28 protein-coding genes are annotated in these 26,296 nt (G+C 44.2%); 12 read left to right on the forward strand and 16 right to left on the reverse strand.

The features are described 5' to 3' along the window. Positions 1-121: 121 nt before the first annotated feature. The 3 genes from AC6RV6_RS05900 to AC6RV6_RS05910 form a co-directional block, all read right to left on the reverse strand. Complete coding sequence (locus AC6RV6_RS05900) at positions 122-1,843, reverse strand: M23 family metallopeptidase (protein WP_500239667.1); 1,722 nt, start codon at positions 1,841-1,843, stop codon at positions 122-124. Positions 1,844-1,897: 54 nt separating this feature from the next. After that, a complete protein-coding gene (locus AC6RV6_RS05905) occupies positions 1,898-2,764 on the reverse strand; it encodes a biotin--[acetyl-CoA-carboxylase] ligase (protein ID WP_500239668.1) in 867 nt (288 codons plus the stop codon). Positions 2,765-2,880: 116 nt separating this feature from the next. Further along, complete coding sequence (locus AC6RV6_RS05910; RefSeq protein ID WP_500239669.1) at positions 2,881-3,117, reverse strand: hypothetical protein; 237 nt, start codon at positions 3,115-3,117, stop codon at positions 2,881-2,883. A 174-nt stretch (positions 3,118-3,291) separates the two neighbouring features. On the opposite strand from AC6RV6_RS05910, the gene glyA reads away from it, so the two are divergent. The 3 genes from glyA to AC6RV6_RS05925 all read left to right on the forward strand — a co-directional run bounded on the left by glyA (position 3,292) and on the right by AC6RV6_RS05925 (position 7,035). Further along, positions 3,292-4,575, forward strand: coding sequence for a serine hydroxymethyltransferase (glyA, locus tag AC6RV6_RS05915; RefSeq protein WP_500239671.1), 1,284 nt, complete (start codon positions 3,292-3,294; stop codon positions 4,573-4,575). 101 nt (positions 4,576-4,676) lie between these two features. Continuing rightward, entirely contained in the window at positions 4,677-5,729 is a 1,053-nt protein-coding gene (locus AC6RV6_RS05920; RefSeq protein WP_500239672.1) for a glycosyltransferase family 4 protein, read from the forward strand. A gap of 52 nt (positions 5,730-5,781) precedes the next feature. Continuing rightward, positions 5,782-7,035, forward strand: coding sequence for a competence/damage-inducible protein A (locus tag AC6RV6_RS05925; RefSeq protein ID WP_500239674.1), 1,254 nt, complete (start codon positions 5,782-5,784; stop codon positions 7,033-7,035). Between the two features lie 179 nt (positions 7,036-7,214). Here AC6RV6_RS05925 and AC6RV6_RS05930 read toward each other — a convergent pair whose 3' ends face one another. Continuing rightward, positions 7,215-8,660, reverse strand: coding sequence for an aminotransferase-like domain-containing protein (locus tag AC6RV6_RS05930; protein WP_500239676.1), 1,446 nt, complete (start codon positions 8,658-8,660; stop codon positions 7,215-7,217). Between the two features lie 155 nt (positions 8,661-8,815). On the opposite strand from AC6RV6_RS05930, the gene AC6RV6_RS05935 reads away from it, so the two are divergent. Continuing rightward, positions 8,816-9,082, forward strand: coding sequence for a hypothetical protein (locus tag AC6RV6_RS05935; RefSeq protein ID WP_500239677.1), 267 nt, complete (start codon positions 8,816-8,818; stop codon positions 9,080-9,082). A 147-nt stretch (positions 9,083-9,229) separates the two neighbouring features. Here AC6RV6_RS05935 and AC6RV6_RS05940 read toward each other — a convergent pair whose 3' ends face one another. Then, positions 9,230-9,577: a hypothetical protein gene (locus AC6RV6_RS05940; RefSeq protein ID WP_500239678.1), complete on the reverse strand. Its 348-nt coding sequence runs from the start codon at positions 9,575-9,577 to the stop codon at positions 9,230-9,232. A 212-nt stretch (positions 9,578-9,789) separates the two neighbouring features. Next, entirely contained in the window at positions 9,790-9,936 is a 147-nt protein-coding gene (locus tag AC6RV6_RS05945) for a hypothetical protein (protein ID WP_500239679.1), read from the reverse strand. Between the two features lie 52 nt (positions 9,937-9,988). On the opposite strand from AC6RV6_RS05945, the gene AC6RV6_RS05950 reads away from it, so the two are divergent. The 3 genes from AC6RV6_RS05950 to AC6RV6_RS05960 all read left to right on the forward strand — a co-directional run bounded on the left by AC6RV6_RS05950 (position 9,989) and on the right by AC6RV6_RS05960 (position 14,129). Next, the gene (locus AC6RV6_RS05950; protein ID WP_500239680.1) at positions 9,989-11,575 is read left to right on the forward strand and encodes an NB-ARC domain-containing protein; all 1,587 of its coding nucleotides are present in this window, start codon (positions 9,989-9,991) and stop codon (positions 11,573-11,575) included. A 121-nt stretch (positions 11,576-11,696) separates the two neighbouring features. Continuing rightward, positions 11,697-13,373, forward strand: coding sequence for an NAD+ synthase (locus AC6RV6_RS05955; RefSeq protein WP_500239681.1), 1,677 nt, complete (start codon positions 11,697-11,699; stop codon positions 13,371-13,373). A gap of 72 nt (positions 13,374-13,445) precedes the next feature. Continuing rightward, positions 13,446-14,129 carry a DUF4230 domain-containing protein gene (locus AC6RV6_RS05960; RefSeq protein ID WP_500239682.1) on the forward strand — a complete coding sequence of 228 codons (684 nt, stop codon included), beginning with the start codon at positions 13,446-13,448 and terminating at the stop codon, positions 14,127-14,129. Positions 14,130-14,149: 20 nt separating this feature from the next. On the opposite strand, the gene AC6RV6_RS05965 is transcribed toward AC6RV6_RS05960, so the two are convergent. After that, positions 14,150-15,274, reverse strand: coding sequence for an acyltransferase family protein (locus AC6RV6_RS05965; RefSeq protein WP_500239683.1), 1,125 nt, complete (start codon positions 15,272-15,274; stop codon positions 14,150-14,152). A 111-nt stretch (positions 15,275-15,385) separates the two neighbouring features. Between AC6RV6_RS05965 and AC6RV6_RS05970 the strand changes: the two genes are divergently transcribed. Further along, the gene (locus AC6RV6_RS05970; RefSeq protein ID WP_500239832.1) at positions 15,386-16,297 is read left to right on the forward strand and encodes a glycine betaine ABC transporter substrate-binding protein; all 912 of its coding nucleotides are present in this window, start codon (positions 15,386-15,388) and stop codon (positions 16,295-16,297) included. 73 nt (positions 16,298-16,370) lie between these two features. On the opposite strand, the gene AC6RV6_RS05975 is transcribed toward AC6RV6_RS05970, so the two are convergent. From AC6RV6_RS05975 to AC6RV6_RS05985, 3 genes are read right to left on the reverse strand one after another with little or no spacing between them, the layout of a single operon-like run. Further along, positions 16,371-17,210: a M48 family metallopeptidase gene (locus tag AC6RV6_RS05975; protein WP_500239684.1), complete on the reverse strand. Its 840-nt coding sequence runs from the start codon at positions 17,208-17,210 to the stop codon at positions 16,371-16,373. 4 nt (positions 17,211-17,214) lie between these two features. Further along, entirely contained in the window at positions 17,215-17,664 is a 450-nt protein-coding gene (locus AC6RV6_RS05980; protein WP_500239685.1) for a YbjQ family protein, read from the reverse strand. Between the two features lie 2 nt (positions 17,665-17,666). Next, the gene (locus tag AC6RV6_RS05985) at positions 17,667-17,981 is read right to left on the reverse strand and encodes a YbjQ family protein (RefSeq protein WP_500239686.1); all 315 of its coding nucleotides are present in this window, start codon (positions 17,979-17,981) and stop codon (positions 17,667-17,669) included. Positions 17,982-18,167: 186 nt separating this feature from the next. On the opposite strand from AC6RV6_RS05985, the gene rimI reads away from it, so the two are divergent. Next, positions 18,168-18,719 (forward strand): ribosomal protein S18-alanine N-acetyltransferase, encoded by a 552-nt coding sequence (rimI, locus tag AC6RV6_RS05990; RefSeq protein WP_500239687.1) that lies wholly within the window; start codon positions 18,168-18,170, stop codon positions 18,717-18,719. Between the two features lie 399 nt (positions 18,720-19,118). Then, positions 19,119-19,490, forward strand: coding sequence for a hypothetical protein (locus AC6RV6_RS05995; RefSeq protein WP_500239688.1), 372 nt, complete (start codon positions 19,119-19,121; stop codon positions 19,488-19,490). A 102-nt stretch (positions 19,491-19,592) separates the two neighbouring features. Here AC6RV6_RS05995 and AC6RV6_RS06000 read toward each other — a convergent pair whose 3' ends face one another. After that, positions 19,593-20,057 carry an SRPBCC family protein gene (locus AC6RV6_RS06000; RefSeq protein WP_500239689.1) on the reverse strand — a complete coding sequence of 155 codons (465 nt, stop codon included), beginning with the start codon at positions 20,055-20,057 and terminating at the stop codon, positions 19,593-19,595. A 155-nt stretch (positions 20,058-20,212) separates the two neighbouring features. Beyond that, positions 20,213-20,452, reverse strand: a complete 240-nt coding sequence (locus AC6RV6_RS06005; RefSeq protein ID WP_500239690.1) for a hexameric tyrosine-coordinated heme protein — start codon at positions 20,450-20,452, stop codon at positions 20,213-20,215. Between the two features lie 190 nt (positions 20,453-20,642). Here AC6RV6_RS06005 and AC6RV6_RS06010 point away from each other — a divergent pair, with 190 nt between their 5' ends. Beyond that, on the forward strand, positions 20,643-21,107 hold the full coding sequence (locus AC6RV6_RS06010) for a MarR family winged helix-turn-helix transcriptional regulator (protein ID WP_500239691.1): 465 nt from the start codon (positions 20,643-20,645) through the stop codon (positions 21,105-21,107). A 202-nt stretch (positions 21,108-21,309) separates the two neighbouring features. Here the strand turns inward: AC6RV6_RS06010 and AC6RV6_RS06015 are convergent, their stop codons facing one another. Continuing rightward, positions 21,310-22,452, reverse strand: a complete 1,143-nt coding sequence (locus AC6RV6_RS06015; RefSeq protein ID WP_500239692.1) for an NAD(P)/FAD-dependent oxidoreductase — start codon at positions 22,450-22,452, stop codon at positions 21,310-21,312. Further along, positions 22,449-22,910 carry a photosystem II protein PsbQ gene (psbQ, locus tag AC6RV6_RS06020; RefSeq protein ID WP_500239693.1) on the reverse strand — a complete coding sequence of 154 codons (462 nt, stop codon included), beginning with the start codon at positions 22,908-22,910 and terminating at the stop codon, positions 22,449-22,451. The genes AC6RV6_RS06015 and psbQ overlap by 4 nt, the downstream gene beginning before the upstream one ends. A 92-nt stretch (positions 22,911-23,002) precedes the next feature. Between psbQ and AC6RV6_RS06025 the strand changes: the two genes are divergently transcribed. Beyond that, on the forward strand, positions 23,003-23,155 hold the full coding sequence (locus AC6RV6_RS06025; RefSeq protein WP_500239694.1) for a hypothetical protein: 153 nt from the start codon (positions 23,003-23,005) through the stop codon (positions 23,153-23,155). Here AC6RV6_RS06025 and ppsA read toward each other — a convergent pair. Then, a complete protein-coding gene (gene ppsA, locus AC6RV6_RS06030; protein WP_500239695.1) occupies positions 23,152-25,647 on the reverse strand; it encodes a phosphoenolpyruvate synthase in 2,496 nt (831 codons plus the stop codon). The genes AC6RV6_RS06025 and ppsA overlap by 4 nt on opposite strands. After that, positions 25,634-25,822, reverse strand: coding sequence for a hypothetical protein (locus tag AC6RV6_RS06035; protein WP_500239696.1), 189 nt, complete (start codon positions 25,820-25,822; stop codon positions 25,634-25,636). Before AC6RV6_RS06035 ends, ppsA begins: the two co-directional genes overlap by 14 nt. Between the last annotated feature and the right edge of the window lie 474 nt (positions 25,823-26,296).

Here is a 26,296-nt window from a genome sequence, read left to right on the forward strand (position 1 = left end):
TTTCAGCTTTTAATATTATATCCTTACATCTGACGGACTACCTACGATTAAATTAGTCAAATTTGTATGGTTATCGAAATCTTGCTGTGGGAATATTCTGAGAATATTCCCACAGCAATTTCTAATTCGATCGCCTTAACTGAATGCGATTTTCGGAAAACTCACCGGGTTTGATATACGTCGGAATCGTCGTGTCGCTTTCCTCGGATTCTTCTTGGGGTGTATTTTCCGGTGCTTGGGAAACTTCTTCTTCTAGAGGGCGATCGCTCTCATTTTCAAAGAGGGTTCCCAACCCTAACACCATTTCTCCGAGTTCTTCCGCACTGGAAAGATAGAGAGACGGTTCATCTAACTCAGCTTCAGTTGCCGCGATCGCTTCCGCTTCTTCAGGATAGAGAAGTTCCAGCATTTCTGCCATCGCCCACTCCAAATGAGGTCCCGAATCAACGGGAATCCAACCTGTGGACATTAAGTGCCGCCATTCAAAGTGCAAGTGAGGTCCCGTAGAATTGCCTGTACTGCCCACCGTACCGATAACTTCTCCCTGTTCTACCCAGTCTCCCGGCTCGACAAAAAGTTCCGATAAGTGAGCATAACGAGATTCTTGGGTACCCTCTTCGTGACGCAGGGCTACCATTTTTCCGTAACCGCCGACATAATCTGCGATCGCAACTTCACCGTGATAGCTGGCAACGACAGGGGTCCCCAAGGGTGCAGCAATATCCGTTCCCGAGTGCATGCGCCAATTCCCGAAAATGGGATGCAGCCGCCAGCCAAACCCAGAGGAAAGCCGTGCGGGAGTAGGTAGAGGAAAGAGTAAGCCCGTGTTGCCATTGTTGGGATAGGCAGTCGGCTGAGTTGTTGCCGCATTGGTTGCTGCATTAGTTTCGGTATGATATTCCCGCCGAGATTGACTCGGAGAACTGATTCCCGTGCGTGTTGCCCATTCTGCGGGGGAAGGCACGACTCGAATGCGACGAGAGGCCACGGGGACGGATGCACCCCGCCACCGCGAATTGGGGGAAATAGAGACGCGAGGGGCGGGGACTCGCTGACGGGAAACTGAACGAGGTGAGGGGGTTTGACGGGCGATCGCGCGAGGCTGTCTCGGTTTAACGTTACAACTGCCACGACTCAAGCGACCGTTTTGCATTACTGCTTCGCATCCCGTGGAACGATTTCTGAGGACAACGGTGGGGCGATCGCGGTTGGGGGAAGGAGTTGAAGTTGCTGGTGGCGTGGCTGCCGTGGTATTGACTGTATTGTAATTGGTGCGATCGAGAAAATTATTAGTTTCTCGTACCGAAGCCGTATGGGGGCGATCGATCCAATGCGAAGGAATTTCGGGTTGTTTCTCGGGAACGGAAACGACAGGTGCAGAGATGGGCTGAGAGGGACGAGTTGCAGGGCGAGTTGTGGGACGACTGGGAGTGGGTTGGGCAACTGTCCTGACCGGTCGAGTGGGTTGGGGTCGGGCCACGGGTTGAGGAGCCGGTCTGACCGCCGGACGAGGAGCGGGTTTAGCCGCAGGGGGTCGGGCAACGGGGGTATTATTGCGAGGGGGTTTGGCGACTCTGGGGGGTGGAGGAGCCGGCCGAGGAGTGGGTCGGCTCGCTCTTGGCGGTGGGGGGGTTACTTTCGCCTTAGTCGGTTTGGCTAAGCGTGGGGTGGTCGGGACTGGAGAAGCAGCAGGGGTTAAATTATCGACAAAAGTATTTGTATTTGCCCATCCCATGCCTGCGCTTAATAAGCTAAGACTGCCTAACATTCCTAGGCTTTTCGCAATCAGGCAAGTTCTCATCAGGCGATGTAAGGGTTTTTCTGGAGAGTGGTTCTGGGTCATTTGCTCCTCACAGCTAAGTAACTAATAGTTCTTTTTAACTTTACTTGGGGTTTTTTAGGATTTTTTATGCAGCGATCGCTCGCTGAAATTTTCATCTTTTGTATTGTATCCTAGGGCGATCGTTCCGGGTGGGCAACAAATTTCTGTAGAGGCTCCTGGAGATTTGAGGCAAATGCGAAGTTCGCCTCGGGGGGTAATACCTACAATTGTTCCTAGAGCGCCGTTTACCATTACAGAACGTCCTTTTGCGATCGCAAGTTCCCAATAGGAAGATAATAGCGCGTCTATCCCTTCGTTTAAATAGTAATGATATCCCGACAAAATACCATGAGTCGCGATCGCCGCTAAACTTTCCAGATCGGCGATCGGGGCGCGATCGCTTAGAAATGCCGCCAAAGAAATACCGGGATCGGGAGGCTGATTTTGCCAATTAATACCCACACCAATAACGGCATAAGAGGATTTCTCAATTCCTCCTACCTTCTTTGAGAAAAGAGGGATCGAGTTAATCTGGCGGTTTCTGAATAATTCTGTCTTAATTCCGCCCAGCTTTTTCCCGTCTAAAATTAAGTCATTCGGCCATTTGAGTTGTACGGGAATTCCTTCTTGACGCAGTGCTGTGGCAAGACCCCAACCGCTACAAAATGTTAGATGAATACCAATCGCATTTTCGACGACCATCCCAATCGATAAATATAAGCCCCCGCGATCGCTTTGCCATTGTCGTCCCCATTGTCCGCGTCCGGCAGTTTGGCGATCGGCAATCACAACAAGAGGAAAAGATGCGCCACTTTCTAACAATTTCGCTGCGGTTGTATTGGTAGAGTTTAAGACTTCGTAATGATGGAGAGCGATCGCACTTTCGGAAAAATTGCGAGGGAGACAAGGGAAGATTGTGAGAAATTTCTGGCGATCGAACACTTGGTCAGTTATCAGTTATCAGTTATCAGTTATCAGTTATCAGTTATCAGCAGGGACGTTGCATGCAACGTCCGTACACCAGTTATCAGTTATTTTGCAAAATGCGATCGCAAACCTCAATCAATCGCTGCCACTCGGAATCCCATTTGACACTCATACCATTCTGGGGGAGTATCTTCGCGATCGCCTCGAGCTACTGCTGGAGATTCAGGCGATCGCCGTGCAGAGAGCGCCAAACCACAGCCCAATTTTCCCTTACGCCAACGCGGTAAACCTTTGCTATTCGCCAAAAGACAGTTACAGCAGACCTGCTGGGGGGAAAGCATTTGTTCGTCTGTCAGAATTACTAACATTATTCCCCTCCGATAGTGTTCTCGAATACTCTTTAACCTTATTATAATTTAATTTTTTGGACGAACAGTGGAAATTGCTACATACCTTAACTCAAATCTGCCAACGCAAGGCAGCGATCGCGCCTTATCGATGGGGTATGATGGAAAACTTGCACCGAATTTAGAATAATTCTTATGAGCGAAACTAACACGGATTTTCTCGTCCAAACCGATCCCGAAATTGCCAGTATCATCAATCTCGAACTGCAACGGCAACGCGATCGCCTCGAACTCATCGCCAGCGAAAACTTTACCTCTCCTGCGGTGATGGCTGCCCAAGGGTCGGTATTAACCAATAAATATGCCGAAGGATTGCCCAAAAAACGCTACTACGGCGGCTGCGAATTCATCGATCGCGCCGAACAATTGGCGATCGATCGCGTCAAACAGCTTTTTGGGGCAACCAGTGCCAACGTTCAACCTCATTCCGGCGCACAAGCTAATTTTGCCGTCTTCCTCGCCCTCCTCGAACCGGGAGACAAAATTCTGGGTATGGACTTATCCCACGGCGGACACCTCACTCATGGCTCTCCCGTCAACGTTTCCGGGAAATGGTTTCAAGTCGCGCAATATGGAGTCGATCGCGAAACCGAATGCCTCAACTTCGACCAAATTCGCGAAATTGCCCGCAAAGAACGCCCCAAATTGATTATCTGCGGTTATTCTGCCTATTCTCGCATCATTGATTTTGCCAAGTTCCGGGAAATTGCCGACGAGGTTGGCGCTTATTTAATGGCGGATATCGCGCATATTGCCGGCTTGGTGGCCACCGGACATCATCCCAACCCCGTTCCCCATTGCCATGTCGTCACCACCACCACCCACAAAACCCTCAGAGGTCCGCGAGGGGGATTGATCCTCACCCAAGATAAAGAATTAGGCAAACAATTCAATAAAGCCGTTTTCCCCGGCAGTCAAGGCGGACCCCTCGAACACGTTATCGCCGCCAAAGCCGTTGCCTTCGGGGAAGCCCTCAAACCCGAATTTAAAACCTATTGCGGTCAAGTTATCGAAAACTCTCAAACCCTCGCCTCTCGCCTCAGGGAACGCGGGTTTAAAATTGTTTCTGGGGGAACCGACAATCACGTTTTTCTCATGGATATGCGCTCTGTTAGCATGACCGGGAAAAAAGGCTGTCGCCTCCTCGAAGAAGTCAACGTTACCACCAATAAAAATACCGTTCCCTTCGATCCTGAATCTCCTTTCGTCACCAGTGGCGTGCGCTTGGGTTCTCCCGCCATGACCACTCGAGGTATGGGTAAAGGCGAATTCACAGAAATCGCCAATATTATCGCCGATCGCCTGCTCAACCCTGAAGACGAAAACATCGCCGAAGATTGTCGCCATCGGGTCGCCAGTTTGTGCGATCGCTTCCCCCTCTATCCCCATCTCAAAATTCCCACCCCCGCGATCGTGTAATTTCCGTCACCGGTTCCGAAAAATTTCTCCCTCGGTCTAGGCTAGAGGGAAAGATTTAGTGTAGACTTTGACGGATCCCATTAGGTTTTTTACCTGTCCAGATGCCTCTCCATCTGTATCACCTCATTGCCTTTCTCATTTCCGCGATCGTCGTCCTCTGGAGTACGCCCGTCGTCAAGACGATCGGCCTCAAAAGCGGCCACGTCGATCGCCCCAACGAACGCAAGGTTCACGAACAACCGATGGTTCGTTTGGGAGGGGTATCTATTTTCATCGGCACTATTTCGGCTTTAATTATCGTTTATTTTTTGGGTGGGTTTAATAACCTACCCTTGCAAGAACAGGGAAGTCTTTGGGGAGTTCTCCTCGGGGGTATTGGCTTTTTTTTAATTGGTTTGGCAGATGATTTATTTAATCTCAGCCCCTTTTTGCGGCTGTTAATGCAAATCGCAGTTTCTGCCTCAGTTTGGCTGATGGGCGTGCGGATCGAGTTTCTTTCCATTCCCTTTGACGATGGCTTAGTCTACATGGGTTGGCTGAGTTTACCCATTACCGTCTTATGGTTGACGGGGATGCCCAATGCCATCAATTGGATTGATGGTTTGGATGGCTTGGCTGCTGGCGTATCGGGCATTGCTGCCGTGGTCATGCTCATTGTCACCCTATTTATGGATCAACCCGCCGCCGCTTTGATCGCAGCCGCTTTAGCAGGAGGAGCCCTCGGATTTTTGCGCTATAACTTTAACCCAGCGCAAATTTTTATGGGAGACGGCGGTGCTTATTTTATGGGATTTACTTTAGCGGGGGTGGGAATCATTGGTTTGGTGAAAAGTACCGCCGTGACTGCCGTTCTCTTACCTTATTTAATTCTTGCCGTCCCGATCTTAGATATGTCTGCCGTGATTATCTCCCGTCTGAGTCATGGTAAATCTCCCTTTTTGGCCGATAAACGCCACCTTCACCATCGCTTGCTTGAAGCGGGAATTCCTCAACGATTAACGGTGTTATTTATTTATGCCTTAACCTTGTGGGTGGGGAGTTTGGCTCTCGCTTTCTCGGGTATTCCCAGTGGGGAGGCTTATGCGATGGGAGCAACCATGCTATTAGCTTATGTCGGCTGGCAGGTTTGGCGGAAAACCAAAATTCCAAGGTAATATCAATTTGCCATTCATAAAGCCTCAATTGAAATTTGACAATAAAAATGGTATGAGTGCGGAAATCATTTGCGTGGGAACAGAATTACTGTTAGGGGATATTCTCAACAGTAATGCCCGCTATTTAGGGCAAGAATTAGCAAAACTCGGTATTCCTCACTACTATCAATGTGTAGTGGGAGATAATCCAGCGCGAATTAAAAATACGATCGAAGTGGCGATCGCGCGATCGTCTATTCTTATTTTCACGGGAGGACTTGGACCGACTCCCGACGATCTGACCGTGGAAACCCTCGCTGATTTTTTTGAAACTCCCCTCGAGGAACACCCAGAAATCTTACAGGATATTACCGAAAAATTTGCCCAACGGCGCAGGCAAATGACACCAAACAATCGCAAACAAGCACTATTACCGGTCGGTGCAGAGGTTTTACCCAATCCTGGAGGAACGGCACCCGGCATTATTTGGCAACCCCGCTCGGGATTGACGATTTTAACGTTTCCGGGAGTTCCGTCGGAAATGTACCGAATGTGGGAAGAGACGGCAATTCCTTATCTCAAAAATCAGGGCTGGGGACGAGAAATTATTTACAGTCGCCTGTTGCGATTTTGGGGTATTGGCGAATCGGCATTAGCGACCAAGGTTTCTCACTTATTTGATGGCGTCAATCCTACCGTTGCCCCTTATGCGGGGAAAGGAGAAGTGCGCTTACGGATTTCGGCTAAGGCTAAATCAGAAACCGAAGCCGATCGCTTAATCGATCCCATTGCGACGGAGATTCGCAAAATTGCAGGAGACGATTGTTTTGGAGTCGATGGGGATACTCTGGGTTCTGTCGTCGGGCAGTTATTACGCGATCGCGGACAAACTCTAGCCGTTGCCGAATCTTGCACGGGAGGAGGTTTAGGGGCAATGCTGACAGAAATTCCGGGCAGTTCCGACTATTTTGTCGGAGGGGTGATTTCTTATAGCAATCGCGTCAAAACGGAACTCTTGGGAGTGAGTCAGGAATTACTCTCCCAGTTGGGGGCAGTTAGCGAACCTGTAGCCAAGCAAATGGCTGCAGGTGTTAAAAAACAAATGGCTGCAGACTGGAGTTTGAGCATTACGGGCATTGCCGGACCGGGAGGAGGGTCTTCCCACAAACCTATCGGTTTGGTTTATATCGGTTTGGCCAGTCCCGATCGCGAAGTCGAAATTTTTGAGTATCGTTTCGGACAAGAACGAGATCGCGACATGATTCGACATCGCAGTATCTGTCATGCTCTCGATCGCCTGCGTCGCAGACTCTTGGCTAGAATATGATTTAGTCAAATTTGAATCAAGAAAGCAATTGCAACACACGCCCCATCAAATCATCGATTGTATTGATACCAGTTCTATAGCAATCCTAAATGAGTTGTGAAAAAGCATCGAATTTTTCTAGATTAGGAAAATTAAACAATTCATATTTTGAAACCGATCTCCTCACTCTACAATACTATTTAAAGTTGTTGTTTAGCTAATTCACCGAGGGTTTGCATGGTGCGATCTACTACGGGAGACCAAGAAATTGCTGTATTTAAGCGAAAACAATTTTGATAGCATTTTCCAGAAACTGAGAACATAACTCCAGGTGCAATACTAATCTTTTGTGCTAGAGCTTCTTGATACAGTTGCAAAGAATCGAATCCTGCCGGCATTTCCAACCAGAGAACATGACCACCATTGGGTTGAGTGACGCGGGTTTCCGGGGGAAAATAATCGCAAATTGCCTGTAACAGTCGGTTCATTTGGGTTTGATAAGCGTGGCGCAATTGTCGCAAGTGCCGATCGCAACCGCCATTGGCGAAAAATTCTGCGATGGTGAGTTGAGGTGGAACTGCAGTGCTCTGATTGATAACCGCTTTCACTTGGAGGATGCGATCGCCGTAGCGTCCCGCCGCACACCAACCGATCCGCAAACCAGGAGAGAGAATCTTGCTCACAGAAGAACAGTAAATTACACGTTCTTCTGTATCGAAGGCTTTAATCGCTTTGGGACGAGTGCCATTAAAATAAATCTCCCCATAAACATCATCTTCAATGAGGGGGATATCATATGTGTTCAATAATTCCACGAGGCGCTTTTTTTTAAGATCACTCATGCAACTACCGAGAGGGTTATTAAAGTTGGCAATAATTAAACAGGCTTTTACTTGTTCTTTTTGTAATGCTTCTTCTAGGTGAGATAGACTGATGCCTTCGCGAGGATGAGTGGGTAAAGCTAAAGCATTGAGTTGCAAGGTTTTCATCGCCTCGAGTACCCCAAAATAAGTGGGAGATTCGATCGCGATGGTATCTCCGGGTTGGGTGACGGCTTGCAAGGCGAGATAAATGGCTTCCATTGCCCCATTCGTGATGATAATGCGATCGGGATGGATGGAACAACCCGCGTCTAGCATCCGTTTGGCGAGTTCCGATCGTAAGGAAAGACAGCCGAGAGAAGTCCCGTAGGAGTGAGCGATGCGAGGATTTTCTCGCAAAATTTTCCCCATCAAGCGATTGAGCTTAGTGAGAGGAAGATATTCGATCGCAGGAATGGCGGCTCCTAATTGTACGGTATCGAATTCTCTGATTTTAGCCATCACCTGAAAAGCGAGGGAAATATCAACCGGGCTGGCCTCTTGAGGTGGTGAGGTTTCTGCGGGTTCTTGGGGTAAATCGAGGGCAGTTTGCTTGACATAGTACCCCGATTGAGGACGAGGGACAATCAGTCCGCGATCTTCGAGGAGTCGATACGCTTCGAGGACGGTGGAGGTACTCACAGAAAGCTGTTCTCGCAGTTTGCGAATGGAAGGCAGGCGATCGCCTGGTTCGAGTGTACCTTCTACGATCAGTCCTTGCAGGCGATCGGCGACTTGTTCGTACAAAATTTGGTCGGAGGAGACGGCGATCGGGGTAATTTTCATGGGTAGGAATACAATTTCAAGACTTTTCAACCAGAACAGTTGCAAAAAAACAAACTGTATACGAAACAATTTAATGCAATTGTCTCTGTACGGATCGCAATCGGTTGAAGAAAATACAAATATGCCAATATTGAAACCGTTTCGAGGTGTCTCCCATGAGAAATTACGATCTTTACGCCAGACTCGAATTAATTCCCAGCGATCGCGTTATTGCGACCAACTCGCTGAAAAACAAGCTGGCAAGTTTGGGAAAATCTTTATTAAACTTTTTCACGGGTTCAATGCAACTCCGTATTACTGAGAAACGCGATCGCCGAGGAAATCTCCATTTTCAGGTCTACGATCCCTACGATCGCTCTCGTCGTACCTTTGATTCTGAAACAGGATTGCGAGGGTGGTTAGAGCAAAGATATTACCAGTAATGTAATGTGTCAATCTTATTTTTTGGCGCTTTTGGCTTCTCTGAGTCTTATTTCTCAACCTTTTTGCTTTTTTTCAGCAAGCCCTAAATAAGAAAAGGAGAGCTAATAAAGCTCTCCACGACCAGCAAACTTTGAAAGACGATCGCACTACGCGGATTCAGATATCATCTCAGTCATGTGTAAGAAGCGAACAGACTGATTGCGAGCGTGAAACGCCATAAAACTACGTGCAGCTTCTACCGGAAACAGGTTTTTCCATGCCAACCATTCTCGTTGAATCGCACTTAATTCTAATAATAAACTATTAGGAATATTAGTGGTACAACAATCGATAACACGGATCGCTTCACTCAGAAGATATTTGGTTTGTCGATCTTGTTTCGCATGCGGGGTTTGTGCAGCGATCGCGGCAAAAAGAGAAGCCAAAATTCTTAATTTTTGTTGCCAATTCAACTGTTGTAATTCTGAATTGTTAGGTAAAGTCGTTGCTTGCATGATCGAATCCCTCCAAAATGCACGCCTCAATTCAATGTTCTGCGTGTGCCTCTCTTTCTACAATGATGTTTTTACACTGAATCAGCCAAGATCTAAACTGGATCGGCGTATTAAGTATCACTTTCAATTATTAATTATCAATGAGAGAGTTTGTGGTTATGAGTCACTTTGTTTGTAGTTATGGGTCACATTGTTTACAGTTATCTGTCACTTCACTTACAGTTTAAGATCGCGAATAAATTGCGATCGCTATCATTCTTATTGCCTCTCCTCATCTCTACAACTGTTGACCCATAAACGGTGACAGATGATTGAGAACTGGTGACTGGTGACTGGTGACTGGTGACTGTTCCTCCCACTTCTCCCCCTCTCGATCTACAATCGATCTTGCATGATGGAACAAAATACGCTATGGCAACGCTGAAAGCCTCTAAATTGGGATTGAGTCGCATTCAACAAGCACGCAAAGAAAAGGGATGGAGTTGGAATGCAGAGGATGACACTTGCTTTCTCGAAGCCAGCCAGATTTTAGAGCCTGCGGTCACTTGGCATACTGGAGGACCTTATGCTTATGGGGTGTCTCTGGGAACGTGGAAACGCTTTCTTGCGGGAAAATATCCCATTAGTGCCAAAACTTTCAAAGCCTATTGTCAAATTCTGGGATTGAATTGGGAAGAGATTGTCGATCGCCGCGATCCCAATACCAACGAGAGCAAACAAGACTGGGATGAAGAGATTGACGTATCCGGCTTTTACGGACGCGAGGAGGAACTCGGACAACTCGAACAATGGATTCTTGGCGATCGCTGTCGTCTCATTGTCCTCTCGGGAATGGGGGGGATCGGCAAAACGTCCCTTTCGGTTAAATTGGGAAGCAATTTACACAATCAATTTCAATATATTCTGCGACGATCGCTCCGTCACGAACCCTCAATTAGCGCTCTTTTAAGGGAAATTCATCTATTTCTCTGTAGCGAGACAGATCCTCAAATTCCTGATGCGATCGAAGAACAAATTGCTCAAATTATCGAATTGTTACGCGATCGCCGTTGCCTATTATTATTTGACGATTTTGAAGCAGTGTTATCCAGTGGAAAATTAGCCGGACAATACAAACAACATCATCAAAACTATAGGGAACTCATTCACAGAATCGGACGAGAACGCCATCAAAGTTGTTTATTACTCATCACCCGAGAAAAACCACGAGAAGTGACTGCATTAGCAGGGGAATCTACTCCGATTCGCGATTTAAAATTAAGAGGACTCTCTCTAGAAGAATCGCGAAAGATATTAACAGATCGCGGGTTTCCGAATTCTCCACGCGGTGCGATTCAACTTATTCAACTTTATCGCGGTCATCCTCTCGCCTTAAAACTTATTTCCAGCACGATTCAAGATATTTTTGGTGGAGAAATTGCCGAGTTTCTCAAGCAAAGTACGTTGGTTTTAGGGGATATCATGCCCACAATTTTTTATCAGCAATTTGCACGTCTCTCAGAATTAGAACGAGAAATTGTTTATTGGTTAGCTATTGAAGGGGATGCTGTTTCTCTGTCTCAAGTCAAAAACGATCTGCGATTTTCTGGTGCTTCTTCCTCGGAAATTGTTGCCGCACTAGAATCTTTAAAACGGCGATCGCTTTTGGAAATTTCTAAATCTATTGATGGATTTGCTGAATTTACATTGGGAACTGTTTTTATGAAATATATTACGCAACAATTGATTGATGAATTTTATCGTGAAATCGAAGAAATATTAGAATTGCGATCGCTCCAAAATCTTAAAGTGTGTAAAACTCATTGCTTGGCAAGTCCGCGAGGAGAAAGTAATGATAAACGAGATTTGATTCTCAGAAAACTTAAAGAAAAGCTCGAACTTACTCTTGGCTTTTCTGACGATCTAGAACAAATAATGGAACTTTTCCAAGGTCGCTTAACTCGAGATATCGGTTATGCAAAAAATAATCTAAAAACTGTTCTTGCAACTAATAACTAATAACAACCCACCCCCAACCCCTCCCAAGAGGGGAGTAACTAACAACTAATAACCAACAACAACTCACCCCCAACCCCTCCCAAGAGGGGAGTAACCAACGACTAACAACCAACAGCAAATAATGAAAATCGCGATCGCACAACTCAATCCGATTATTGGCGACCTAGCAGGTAATGCCAATAATATTCTTACAGTGGCAACAATAGCCTCAGAGCAAGGTGTTAATTTGTTATTAACACCAGAACTTTCTTTATGTGGCTACCCTCCCCGAGATTTACTTCTCAATCCAAATTTTGTGACAAAAATGTCACAGGAATTACAGAAATTAGCACGAGAATTACCGCAAAATTTAACAGTTTTAGTAGGTACTGTCGAACCTAATCTTGAAGCCGAATTACAAGGTAAAAAACCACTATTTAATGGAATTGCATTATTAAATGAAGGGAAAATACAACGCATTTTTCACAAGCATTTATTACCGACCTATGATGTTTTTGACGAACATCGTTATTTTAGTTCTAGTGATGAAAGTAATTATTTTATCTTAGAAGAAAATGGAAAATCCATAAAAATTGGTGTAACAATCTGTGAGGATTTGTGGAACGATGAAGAGTTTTGGGGTAAGCGCAGTTATCAAATTAATCCGATTGAAGATTTAGCGCGATCGCAGGTCGATTTTATTGTCAATTTATCAGCTTCTCCTTACAGTGTTGGAAAACAAAACTTACGAGAAGCCATGTTACGCCATTGTGTTCTACGTTATAAAATCCCTATTATTTATACCAATCAAGTCGGAGGAAATGACGACCTTTTATTTGATGGCAATAGCATTGCATTTAATCGCAAAGGAACTTTAATTTGTCGTGCTAAAAGTTTTGCAACGGATTTAAAAATCGTTGAATTCGACAGGGAAAAACGAGATTATTTACCCATCCCTCTCGTTCCTTTATCCGATTGCGAAGAAGCAGAAATTTGGTCGGCATTGGTATTAGGAGCCAAGGATTATGCGAGAAAATGCGGCTTTTCTCAAGCCATTTTAGGATTGAGTGGTGGGATTGATTCTTCTTTAGTGGCTGCGATCGCATCAGAAGCATTGGGTGCAAAAAATGTTTTCGGGGTGTTAATGCCTTCTCCTTACAATTCCGATCATTCCTTGAAAGATGCAGAGGCCTTGGTTAAAAACTTGGGGATTAATAGTCACACGATCGCGATCGCAGAGGCAATGACGGCTTACGATCGCTTATTAGAGCCTTTATTTTCGGGAACGGAATTTGGAGTTGCAGAAGAGAATATTCAATCGCGAATTCGCGGCAATTTGTTAATGGCGATCGCCAACAAATTTAATTATTTGCTCCTTTCTACGGGTAATAAATCAGAAATGGCGGTAGGATACTGTACCTTATACGGCGATATGAATGGCGGTTTAGCAGTTATTGCTGATGTTCCTAAAATGCGGGTTTTTGCACTTTGTCGCTGGCTCAATCGAGAACGAGAAGTTATTCCTCAAAATGTTATCATTAAGCCGCCTAGTGCCGAACTCAAGCCCGATCAAAAAGACCGAGATTCTCTTCCGGATTACGAAATTCTTGACGAGATTTTACGCCAATTCATTGAAAATCATCAATCAATTGAGGAGATTGTCAATTCGGGATACGATCGCGCTACAGTAGAGAAAGTAGCGCGTTTGGTGGCTCGGGCTGAATTTAAGCGCCGTCAAGCACCTCCGGGATTAAAAATTACCGATCGCGCTTTTGGGACGGGATGGCGAATGCCGATCGCTTCTCGGATAACGAATTAAAAACCTGAAAATTCATACTGGAATGAGTTGTTTTTTATGAGAGATAATACGAGTAAATCTGGTTCGAGTCCAATGCTTTTTGGAGTTCTTCCGCTTCAGTTAGTATTAAAATGGGGAAAATGGGCGATCGCGCTTTTGGGTTTATTAATTTTATTGGGAATGTGGCAAAAAGGAACAAATTTTGTCGCAGAAATCAAAACCTTATTTCGTATTGAACTTAAAGAACCCAAAGTTAATATTTCGACAATAATTGTTGAAAAAATTCGCGGTGCAAGTGAGTTAACTACGGCGATTTATACCACAGAAACAGTCGTTCCCACTCATCAAGATCGCGAAGTTGCCGGGGTTCTACAATTCCGGACAAAAATGCTCTATATTGCTTACGGGGAAGTTGAAGCCGGTATCGATCTCAGTCAATTAACGACGGAAAATATCAAAGTTGCCGATAAAACCATTTATATTCAATTGCCCGCACCGCAAATTTTAGATGCTAAGATTGATGTCGCGCGATCGCGCATCTATGACTACGATCGCGGTATTTTTAATTTGGGTCCCAATACTTCTGCTGAGTTACAAACCCTTGCACAACGAACCACATTAAAGAAAATTGTTGCGGGTGCTTGCGAACAAGGATTACTGGATGAAGCCAACGATCGCGCTAAATTAGCCTTAACTCAATTATTAGATTTGGCCGGACACGGAGAAGTTGAAGTCATAACCACTCCGCCTTATTTGAAAACTTGTCAAAAAACTTAAAGCAGAAAAGGTTGCGATCGCTAGGTGGGTAATGTTTTTGGCAAAATTAATTGTTTTCTTAAATAAACCGTTAGGGGTTTTTCAACGAAACTATAGAAAATACATGACAATCCAATCGAAGCGATCGCAATTAGTGAGCCGAGAATAAAGTAATTATTAATCATTTCATTGAGTTTCAATTTTAAAGTCAATTGAACTATAGCAGAAATAACAGGACTATGAATAAGGTAAATAGAATAAGACGCATCTCCAAAATAATTAAATGTTTTCGGAATATTTATCCCTTGCTTAATATCAATCGAAGCTGCGCCCACGACGAGCAACAAACAAGGAATTCCTGCAAATATTGTGCGATTAATATTAAAATCAATCCCCAAAATATTGATTACATTAACTTCATTAATTATACCATAAGTTTGCAAAAAGCTGAATAGCAACAAAGAGGCTAATCCTAGAAAAAATATGGTTTTGCGGTAATGTAGAGAATAATTAAGAACAATATAGGCAGCAATACAACCAAACAAGAATTCTAAATTGAGAGAGTTAAAAACAAGCCCTAAATAAGGATACTCTGCTGGGGAAATTGCAAAACTACCAATAAATTGTGATGCCGATCCCAAAAAGACAATCGCGATCGTGGCGAAATAAAGACGACGGGGCAGAATATAGTTTAAACTAAAAATAAGATAGAAGAAAATAATCAAAATCAAAGTCCAGCCGACGTTTAAAATAGGAGCTTGGCCTTGAGGAAACAGCAGAAAAGATTGTAGAATAAAAGGTAAAGTTAAAGGAGTATTGTTTTTAAATCCCGGTAACAATAGTAAAAAGCAAAGAATGCCCAATGTTGAAATCCAGTAAATCGGATAAATCCGAATAAATCGCTTTAAGAGAAACAATTTAAACTTAGAGAAACTTCGTTGTAATAAGTTTCGATGTTGAGTATAAATAATAATGAATCCGCTGAGTACGAGAAAATAATCTACCCCCGACCAACCAAATTTAAAAACATCGAAGACAAAAACAGTATGAAATTTTTCATTAGTTAGCTGATCGACATGAAACAAAGCCACTGCGATCGCGGCAAGTCCTCTAAAAAGTTGTAAAAGATTAAGCGTCTTGGGTTTACTACTCGTTTGTTGCTGCATTTTTCTTACTGACTCGAGCGGATAATATCTAAAATTTCAGAGATTTCTCAGTTTTTGCCGACCTCTAGCAGGCATAATAAAATAGAAAGAATAAAAGACAATTCAGGAATGATGCTCCGCTTTCGTCGTTGGTTTATTTTCTCTCTCATTGCTTCTATTACCGTGTTTTTCGCGATCGCTTGTTCGGGAAAACCACAGGCAACAGAAACAACGATCCGCATTGGCTCAAAAGATTTTGCCGAACAATTCATTTTAGCTGAAATGTATGCGTTAATTCTTGAAGACAATAGTTTCACGGTAGAACGCAAGCTGAATTTAGGAGGAACGCCAGTCACTCAAGACAGTCTGATAAGTGGAGAGATCGACCTTTACCCAGAATATACCGGAACGGCACTCTTAAGCGTGTTAAAACTACCGGGAAATAGCGATCGCCAAAAAGTTTATGAAACAGTGGCTCGTGGGTATAAGGAGCAATTCAATTTAATCTGGCTCGCACCCTCTCCCATGAACAATACACAAGCATTGGTCGTCACGCAAGCAGGAGCAGAAAAATACGGCATGAAAACAATTTCCGATTTAATCGCGAATGCCGATCGCATTACTCTGATCGGACCGCCAGAATTTCAAGAAAGAGAAGATGGTTTGCCCGGTTTGGAAGAAGTCTACGGAAAGTTTACCCTAAAAGAATATCAAGCTGTTGACGCTGGATTGCGCTATCAAGGATTAACCCAAAGAGAAGCCGACGTTGCGGTAGGATTTAGTACTGATGGAGAAATTAGTGCCTATAATTTAATCGTATTGCAAGATGATAAAAATCTTTTTCCTCCCTATCAAGTTGCTCCGGTGGTACGTCAAGAAATTCTCGATCGCCATCCTGAAATTACAGAGATTCTCAATACTGTCACAACTCGCCTAACCGATAAAACCATGCAAGAATTAAATTACGAAGTGACAGGAAAACAGCAAGAACCTGCTGATGTGGCTAATGAGTTTTTGCAGCAAGAAGGATTATTAAAACGATAATCTGCAAGACTTTGCAGGTAATAAGGAGTTGATAATTGCTTGTATTGTTCGCTTGCATTTCCGCGTTCATTTTTCATTTCTCATTGGAAAAAACTTCGGGCAAAACAGTTTTTTCTCCTTCCATTTTCCAGCCGTTTTCTATTGCAATTTTTTCTAATTTATTAACCCGATTTTCTGATAAGGGGTGACTATAAAAATATTCAGAAATTTTCAATTTTGTTTCTTCTTCTTGCAAACGTTTAAACAAATCTAAACTATGATTGCCATGATCGTAACGACGGATAATCGCTTTTAAACCATATAAATCTGCGGCTGATTCTTGACTTCTACTATAGTTTAAATCAGAAAGATTGAGTACAGTTCCCACAACTCTTGAATCTCCGCCGCCTGCTGTTCCAAAAATAACTGACCAACCCAAATTAATCACTAATGCTCGACCCAAACCGCGTAAACTATCTCGGTTTTTTAAATGCCCTAACTCATGTGCCAAAACAAAAGCTAATTCATTTTCCGATTTAACTTCATCGAGGAAAGCCGTCGTTACGAGAACATGACCGCCAGATATTGCTGCGGCATTGACAATCGGACTTTCTAACAGATGCAAAGTTAGAGGGATTTTCGCTTCTGGATCTTGTAGAGAATCAAGCAATTCTTGGAGATGAGAAATGCGAGGATCGTCTTTAATCGGTTTTCCGTCTAAGACTAAATAAGCGCTGGCAATAGACGCATCGCCGATCGCTTTTTCGGTTTCTGCGGGAACTCGGGGAATGACAAGATCCACTGCAAAACCCAAGGCAATATAAATTGCAACACTCACCCCGATAACCGTTCCCAATAATTGGGTTAAATTCGTGAGGGGATGAATTTTAGAAACGTTGACTTCTTCTTTGATTTCCTTGGGTTTGTATTCCATTGTCTTAACGAATAGCCGTTCCGTAAACAATGACTTCTAATGAGGCAACTCCTTTCTTGCTGCTATTCCCAATGGTTGCAGTTTCATAGCGAACATTCAGCACTTGGGTTGCCCCCCATTCGATCGCCTGTTCCTTTAAGCGTAACAAACTTTCCCGACGGGCTCGATCGAGGAGAGTTTCGTAAACCGTGACTCGCCCTCCCACTAAGTTCCGCAATGCTAACACAAAGGTTTTAAAGGCATCGGGAGAAATCACGACTTCTCCGACAAATAAGCGAGCTTCTCTTGCATCGGGTAAGGGTTGCTTGCAACCGAAATTAATAACGGGCAAGTGCAAAGTTTGGCGTTCTCGCTTACGAATACTTTCGTAATGCTGTTTCTCAAAATATGCTCCGATTAAATAACCAAAACCAATGAGAAACAAAGGGACTAGAATAATAATTAGGTCGTCCATCGTTATGAAACCCTCACTGCTGTTCCATAGGCGAATAATTCGGCGGCACCTTGGGCAACAGAAGAGGTGGCAAAACGAATGTTAACAATAGCATTTGCTCCCAATTGTTGCGCCTGTTGGATCATGCGATCGAGGGCTTCTTGGCGGGCTTCATGGAGCAATTCGGTATAGCCTTTGAGTTCGCCTCCGACAATATTTTTCATGCCAGCTAAAAAGTCTTTGCCGATATTTTTAGCACGGACGGTGCTTCCTTGGACGATCCCATAATGTTCTAAAATTTCTTTTCCCGGTACGCCTTCAAGGGTGGTGAGAATCATGGTTTTCCTTGTGTTGTTAATGAAGTATTGATGAAAGGTTAAAGTTTCCTCCCTTGAAAAAAGGGAATCGATCGCAGATTATGGCATAGTTCTTTTCTGGGGAGGGCATTTGTAACAATTCTTTCTCAATTGAGCGATCGCAGGGGTTTTGCTAGGATAGCGATCGCAAAAAATCAAGAAAACAGCGTGACACTCTCAAAATTGCAAATATCCCCCCTGACCCGAGAAAAACTCGAAGCAGTAGTGGAACTCGATCGCCTCTGTTTGGGGGGAATGTGGAGTTTGGCGGGTTATCAAAGAGAGTTAGACAGCCCCAACAGCGAAATTTTAGTCTTATCCGTACCCAACAATGCGATCGCGGGAATCGGTTGTTTTTGGTCGATTCTTGAAGAAGCACATATCACCCTCCTCGCCATTCATCCCGATTATCAAGGACAAGGTTTGGGACAGCTTTTACTCTATTCTTTATTGAAGGCGGCAGTACAACGCCAATTAGAACGGGCAACTTTAGAAGTTCGCGCTTCTAATCAAATCGCCCTCTCTCTCTATCAAAAATTTGGTTTCAAAGAAGCCGGACGACGGAAAAAATACTATCCCGGTACAGATGAAGATGCTTTGATTCTCTGGCGTGGAGGATTGCATACTCCCGAATTTGACCGACAATTAAACATTTGGCGCGAATGTATTTTCTCTCGCTTGGCGATGCAAGAGGCTTGGTGTGTTGAAAACGAGCATTGAGAAAGAAAGCTGTCTTTTCTGAGAAAAGATTCTTTTTTTATGAAGAAACGTAACTAGAAAAATTTTAGTTTGGGAATTGCGATCGCTGTTGACGACTCACCTTTTCTGAGTTTTTCCTAAGTTTTGTAAATCGAGATTGGGCGGCGCGATCGCCAAAACAAAGGTGAGTCAATAGCTGTAAATCCTAAAACTATAAGGTTTTGAGAAATTTTCATTTTTCTCTATCTTCACAAAAAAAGGGTTCTTTATCATAAACTTTCAACAAAAAGTATTACGTTTCATTACAAACATTTCATCTTCCTGAAGAATTTATCTATACTGACTTATCAACGAACGCGCAAAGAAAAATCAAAAATTAACAAGATCGGTTTAATTAAAAAAATTGGGAGGAATCAGACAATGGTTTTAACAAGAAGCCAAAGTTGGGAGAAAACGTACTGGGCGATCGCAAAAAGTTTTTTAACATGGAGTTTCACATTAATCGTTTGTTTATTAGTGGTCGGATTTCCTCTGGTGGTTTTAATGACAACAATCGCGGTACTGGCGGCCATGATTTTACAATCCGTGCTGCCGGTTAGTGCGGTTTTGGTGGTTGTGGGAAGTACACTCGGCATTAATATTTTAGCCGTATTATTGGGCGCAATGATATTGACATTTAAAGGCATTCATCCTGAAGAAGTCAGTTGGTTGAGTTGGCTGCATGGCGAAGCAAACAGGGCCAAAGAACCGACTTTTGCATCTTGTCCGTTAACCTGTGCAATTGAAGATTGAGCGATTAAAAGCAACGCTTCAAGACGCTCTTTCAAAAGGTTTTGAATTCATCTTTGAATTCATTAAAGTTTGCAGTGCAAAGTGAAGCCATCGGGGTAAGTTTTATCTTATCCCGATTTTCTTAGAATCGAGTCCTTCTGCTAGACGTTGCAAGCGTTGGAGTTGTGCTTTCATATCCGCTTGCGTCCAAGATGAGGCAAAAAGCTGAAACCCCCACCGGATTAAAGGATTGGGAATTGCAAATTCAAATCGGTTTAATAAGATTGTTCCTCCTTCAGTTGCTTGACATTCCCAGCGATCGCGTCCTTGGAAAAAACCGCGAAATTCCCAGACAACCAACCCCGATTCGCGCTCGATGACTGTGTTTTCTAAAACGAGAGGTAAAGGGGAAAATTTAACAATAAAGCGACTGCAAGCGCCGATTTCCGTACTCCATTCTCCGATCGGTTCGCAGCGCAAAGCAGGATTGAGCCAACAGTGCATTAAATCGCGATCGACGATACATTTTTCTACTGTAGCAACACTGGCATTAATTTTTATAGATTGCTCGAATTTCATAAAATTCATGATCTCTCCAATTTTTTCCGCAAGCCTCATGTATTTATATTATTGAGCTTTACCTCCAACAAGCTATCAGATATTTAATTGATGTGGCCGATCGCTCGTTGGAGAAACTCCTAAGTGACTTGTTCATCTTAGCGATGAGGTTTAGCCAATAATTCCTAAGATCTCCAGTAATTATTGGCAGCAGCTACTGTCGCAAATTCGGTAGCAACGGTTTGCCCGATAGCGATTAACATCATCGCATCGGAACCATATACATCTCGCAATTTGTCTCTCGTGTCTGCATTGGGTTGCGTCAGCTTAATGGTGAGTCGTGCCATTTTCACTGCCAACTGTCGTCCTTCTTCAGGGGTTTCAACGATCAAGGAATTATTTGGGACTAAAGTTACTTCTTCCATTGTTGGTTCTTTCCTCATTTTAAGGGAACACAATAATCGTGTGCGATTAAATCGTGTGCGATTGTTTCATCGTAAACAATACCTTTTGAAAAGTCAAGCATTTGCGAATAAATCGCACGCAACTTACAATTGAGGAGAGGCTGAAACCTTTTTATAGCAATCCATTTAATACTCTTGACGAAAGGAAACAATGTCTGACTCTATTCCCCAATCTAAGATATCCCTTAGTCTTGATAATTTTCTGTGTTTTGCTCTTTATTCTGCCAACCATGCTATGAACCGTGCCTATAAACCATTGCTAGAGAAGCTAGGACTCACATACCCTCAGTATATTGTAATGGTTGTGCTATGGGAAGAAGACAAACAGACAGTCAAGAGTTTAGGTGATAAACTTTTTCTAGCCTCAAATACACTCACTCCTCTTCTGAAGCGTTTAGAGAAAATGAGTTATGTTAGCCGACAACGAGATCTAGTTGATGAGCGAAAAGTTCTCATTTCCTTAACACAGCAAGGCAAAGAGCTAAAAGAAAGTGCACTCCACATCCCAAGCTGCATCATTGATTCCACAGGACTAACGCCAAAAAACTTGCAATATCTTCAGGAGCAAATGTTTCTACTTCGCAAAAATCTTGAGATTGCAGTAGAAACAGACTGAAACGGCTTAAGGGATAACAACCTACCTGTAAGGCTTGTCAGATTTAGGTTTTTCAGGAAGGCGAGCTTATCTTTGGGTGTATTAAGACCTGTTGCGGCGATCGATTTGTTTTCAAGCTTGTTTTGTCTAAAGCTCACCTCCAGAGGCTTTCAGCCATCTTGTCACCTTGTAACCTTTGTTTGCTAAGGATACAAAAGAGCCATTAATTATCCATCAAATCTCGAATCGTTAATGCTGTAGCAGGGGCGAGTAATACGCCATTGCGATAATGGCCAGTTGCCAAGAGGACGTTAGTATAGCCGGATAAGTGCGTAATAATGGGGGCGGGTTGGCCTTGGGGACGAGGGCGCATTCCCCACCACGATCGCAGTATTTCTCCTCGGGCGAGATCGGGACAAAAGGCGATCGCATCTTCTCTCATTTTTTCTAATAAGGAGCGATCGGGGATTACTTGCCCACTTTCATCGGGAAATTCTACTGTTGCCCCCAACCAATATTCCCCGCAACCTAAAGGAACAACATGAACGTCATTCCCAGTAATTGCAGGCTGAAATTCGGGATTTCCAAGAGGATTGGCAATCTTGAGATGGAATGCCTGGCCCAACACCGGACGAATATCAACGGGTTGTTTCAAATGCGTCGTGAGGGAAGTCGATCCTAATCCAGCAGCCACAATCAGATCGTCGAGTTCGAGAACCTCTTCGGTGGTTTCAATATGGCTGCATTGACGGTTTTCAGAGCCATTCAGTGAGGTAGAAAGACCATCTCGAAGCTCAACTTCAAATTTGCATTCAACCCCCTGTATTTGGGCAGCGTGGACGAGAGCGCGAGTGAGGGATATGGGGTCAATTTGTCCATCTTGGGGAGAATAAACTGCTCCGATCGCGCATTGGCGTTGGCTTCGCTTTGCGAATAGCGTGTTTTGAGAAGTATCGCCTCTAATTTGAGGACAATATCTCTGCAAAGTTGGGGAATCCCACAACTGCAACTCCCATCCTTGAGAAGCACGAATTTTAGCTAAATTTTCCCACTTTTGCCAATCGTCTCCGGCAAACAAGAGTTTCACCAGTCCATCACGATTGTAGGGAATGTTTTGTCCGGTTAGAGCCGCCAATTCCGGAAGCAGGGTCTTGTAACGTTCTAAACTTCTTTGGCGCAATTGCCATTGTCGTCCCTTTGTTTTCTGGCTGATGATTCCCATTAAAAGACCGAGAGCAGCACCAGTAGAGCCGGATGCGGGAACGTGTCGATCCACCAAAGTAATGTGTAAATGGGGAAGCGAACTGAGTTCGTAAGCGATCGCGGCTCCAATAATACCGCTCCCAATGATGACAACTCGTCTCACGAAGCGATATCGCTTTCCGTGGGAATTAAGTCGATATAGGCATCAAAATCTTTTAACGTGGTTTTGTATTCCCCGATCGCAAAGCCATACGTTCCAGCTTGTGCCGCCGCATCTAAGCGTTCAATATCTTTGTAAAAAGACTCGTATAAGGTTTCTAGGGCGGGTCGGTCTTTGGGCAGAACGACAGTACGATTGATATAGCCCATTGGACTGCTCAAACCACCTAGCGGTCCGTGAATAAAGGAGCTAACATTGCCCCAATCTTCTTCTTCAATGTATTCGGCTAACTCAGGCATTCTGTCCCGTGCGATGTATACGGGAGTCATGTATCTTTGAATCTCGGCGATTTTCTCGGGGGTGTAAACTGGGGGCGCTTTTGCAACATTTCCCCCACAACTGACCAAGAGGATAGCGAAGGCCGCTAACAAAATGGGTAATATAGACCGCAAGCGTTTCATAAGTTGATTTCTGCAACAAAATACTCAACTTAATAGGATAGAACCTTCTGGCGTGTAATCCCCACTCGGTTAAGAAAATGTATTAACCGTAAATGCCAATCTTGACTCCCTATTTTTTCGCGATCGCAAAAATTGAAGCTCGCTTATTAATCTGTATTATGATGCGAAGGGCGCAAGCATTACCCCAAACTTGCGCCCCTTGGTTGACACAACGATTCTGTGCCAACCATTTATTAATTAATTAACCTTTTTCGACTTCTGCAACCATCAGCAGGGTTTTCAGCACCGAATCTGGGTTTAAACTCATAGAATCGATCCCTGCTTCGACTAAAAACTTAGCAAACTCGGGATAATCGCTGGGAGCCTGACCGCAAATGCCAATTTTGACTCCTTTTTCTTTGGCGATCGCGATCGCCATTTTCACCATGCGTTTCACCCCTTCATTGCGTTCATCAAATAGGTGCGCCACTAAAGCCGAATCGCGATCCAAACCCAAAGTGAGTTGAGTGAGGTCGTTGGAACCAATGGAGAATCCGTCGAACACTTCCGCAAACTCGTGAGCCAAAATGACATTGCTGGGCAATTCGCACATCACGTAGACTTGTAAACCATTTACCCCGCGTTTCAGCCCTTGTTTGTCCATTTCTGCCAGCACCCGTCGCCCTTCTTCCGGGGTACGACAGAAGGGAATCATCGGAATAACATTGGTTAATCCCATCTCATCCCGCACTCGCTTCATGGCTTGACATTCTAGGGCAAATGCCTCGCGATATTTGGGGTCATAGTAGCGAGAAGCGCCGCGCCAGCCGATCATCGGGTTATCTTCGTGGGGTTCAAAACCCTGACCTCCCAACAGATTCGCGTATTCATTGGATTTAAAATCCGACATTCGCACGATAACGGGTTTGGGATAGAATGCCGCTGCGATCGTGCCGATCCCTCGTGCCAATTTATCCACGAAGAAATCGGGTTTATAAGCATAATTTTTGGTGAGCTTTTCGATCTCGGATTTTTCCCAACGATCGCTCAATTCATCAAAATGCAGCAACGCTAAAGGATGCGCTTTAATATTATTGGCGATAATAAACTCCAATCGCGCCAAACCCACGCCATCTGCGGGAATGCTCGCTAAAGAAAATGCCTGTTCCGGGTTGCCAATATTCATGAGAATTTGCGTGCGGGTTGTGGGCAAATTATCCAAGAGAGTTTCCCGGACTTCAAAAGGCAATAAGCCTCGATAAATACGCCCTTCTTCCCCTTCCGAACAAGATACCGTCACCTCGCTTCCTTCGGCGATCGCTTCCGTTGCATCTCCACATCCCACGATCGCAGGGATACCCATTTCTCGGGCGATAATGGCCGCGTGGCAAGTCCGTCCTCCTTGGTTAGTCACGATGGCGCTCGCTTGTTTCATAATGGGTTCCCAGTCGGGATCCGTGCGGTTGGTCACTAATACTTCCCCGGGTTTGAAGCGATCTAAATAGGAAGTACTGAGAATTGTGCGCGCTTTTCCTTGACCGATCGCGGTGCCGACACTGCGACCCGAGGCCACAACCTCGCTGCGTTCCTGCAAAGCGTAGGTTTTAAGCACATTAGCCGCTTTTTGAGATTGGACGGTTTCCGGGCGTGCTTGCACGATAAACAGTTCCCCCGTGCAACCATCTTTCGCCCATTCCATATCCATCGGCGTGTCAATGCCTCGAACTTGAGAATAATGTTCCTCAATTTGGATCGCCCATTGTCCTAACTGCAAGATTTCTTCATCGGTCAAACAGAATTTTGTTCGTTGCGGTTCGGGAACTTCGACGTTTTTCGTCAGTTTTGAGCCGCCGATATCGTACACCATTTTAATCGCTTTCGTTCCCAAACGCTTTTCCAAAATAGGTCGATATCCTGTTTTCAAGGTCGGTTTAAAGATTAAATATTCATCGGGGTTAACGGCACCTTGAACGACATTTTCTCCTAACCCGTAGGCGGCGGTAATGAGGGCGGCATTTTTAAATCCAGTTTCCGTGTCGATGGAAAACATGACCCCCGATGAAGCCAAATCCGAGCGCACCATTTTTTGTACCCCGACGGAAAGCGCGACGGTAAAATGATCGAAACCGTTGCGATCGCGATAGGAAATAGCGCGATTGGTAAACAAGGACGCAAAACATTTATGACAGGCTTCAAGAACCCCTTTAATACTCCGGACGTTAAGATAGGTTTCCTGCTGTCCGGCAAAACTGGCTTCCGGTAAATCTTCCGCCGTGGCACTCGATCGCACTGCCACATCCATATCTTGGCTAATATCCTCGCAAAGGGCGCGATATTCTGGGTCAAAGTGAGCATAAGACCCTGTATTGCACCCATGCTCCCGACACATTTTTTTATACGCCAGGGCGATCGCGTCTTGCAGGTCTTTGGGGAAGAGGGTGTGCAGGATCAAAGAACGAGCCTGTTGCCCTCGCTCTTGTAAGTTCTGAATATTAGTAACATCGAGATCGCTGAATAACTCCCGCAAGCGCGGCTCCAAACCCGTCTCTCGAATGTAGTAACGATAAGCGTAAGCCGTTGTTGCAAATCCCATGGGAATATTAATTCCTTTGGGTTTTAGCTGTTGGATCATTTCTCCGAGAGAAGAATTTTTTCCTCCCACTAAACTTACATCTTCGCTTCTCACTTCATCGAACCAGAGAATAAACGTATTCTCTCGGGTGGTTTCTATTGGGCGCTCTAGGTTAGCTTGTACCATATTCTGCTCCTCGAGAATTAAACTCAATGCAAAAAACTGCGGCGATCGCGCTCATTGAGCAACGATGCCTCTTTTTGGGGACTCGCGATCGCATCGGTTGAGGGTTTCCAGTTTCTCTATTTTCTGGTTTGTTCGGCCGGTTGCGATCGAGAGTTTCCCAAACAATATTTAGCAATTAAATTGTCAAGTTTGACAATTATTAATCAACATTCAAGTTACTGTTACCGTGCAAAATGGAATCAAAATAAGTCAGAACATTATATTGTCAACATAACCCTTGCCAAAACAATTTTTATGTTGTATAATGCTTGCAGTTGTGATTTGCTCCGAAAAACCAATTTGCTTGATATGTAAAGGTTTAGACCGCTAAAAAACACTTTAAATTAAACCTTTGATTTACCAAGAAATGTTTTTCTTGTAATACTTTTAGTTTAATCTTTTTTCCGATTTTTTAAAGAGGTACTTTGAATTTATTTACTTTCGATCTCTGTTCTGTGTGTTTTTGTAAAGAAAAGAATAGTAATATTAACAACAGAAGGAAAAAGTAGATTCAAGAAAAGATATAAAAACAATCATGTTGTTCTTGCGAAAATTTTTGCAATTTCTGTTCTTCCTCCCTCTTTTTCCGATCTTTCCCATCCTTCCGTTC

Source organism: Spirulina sp. LEGE 11439 (assembly GCF_059821285.1).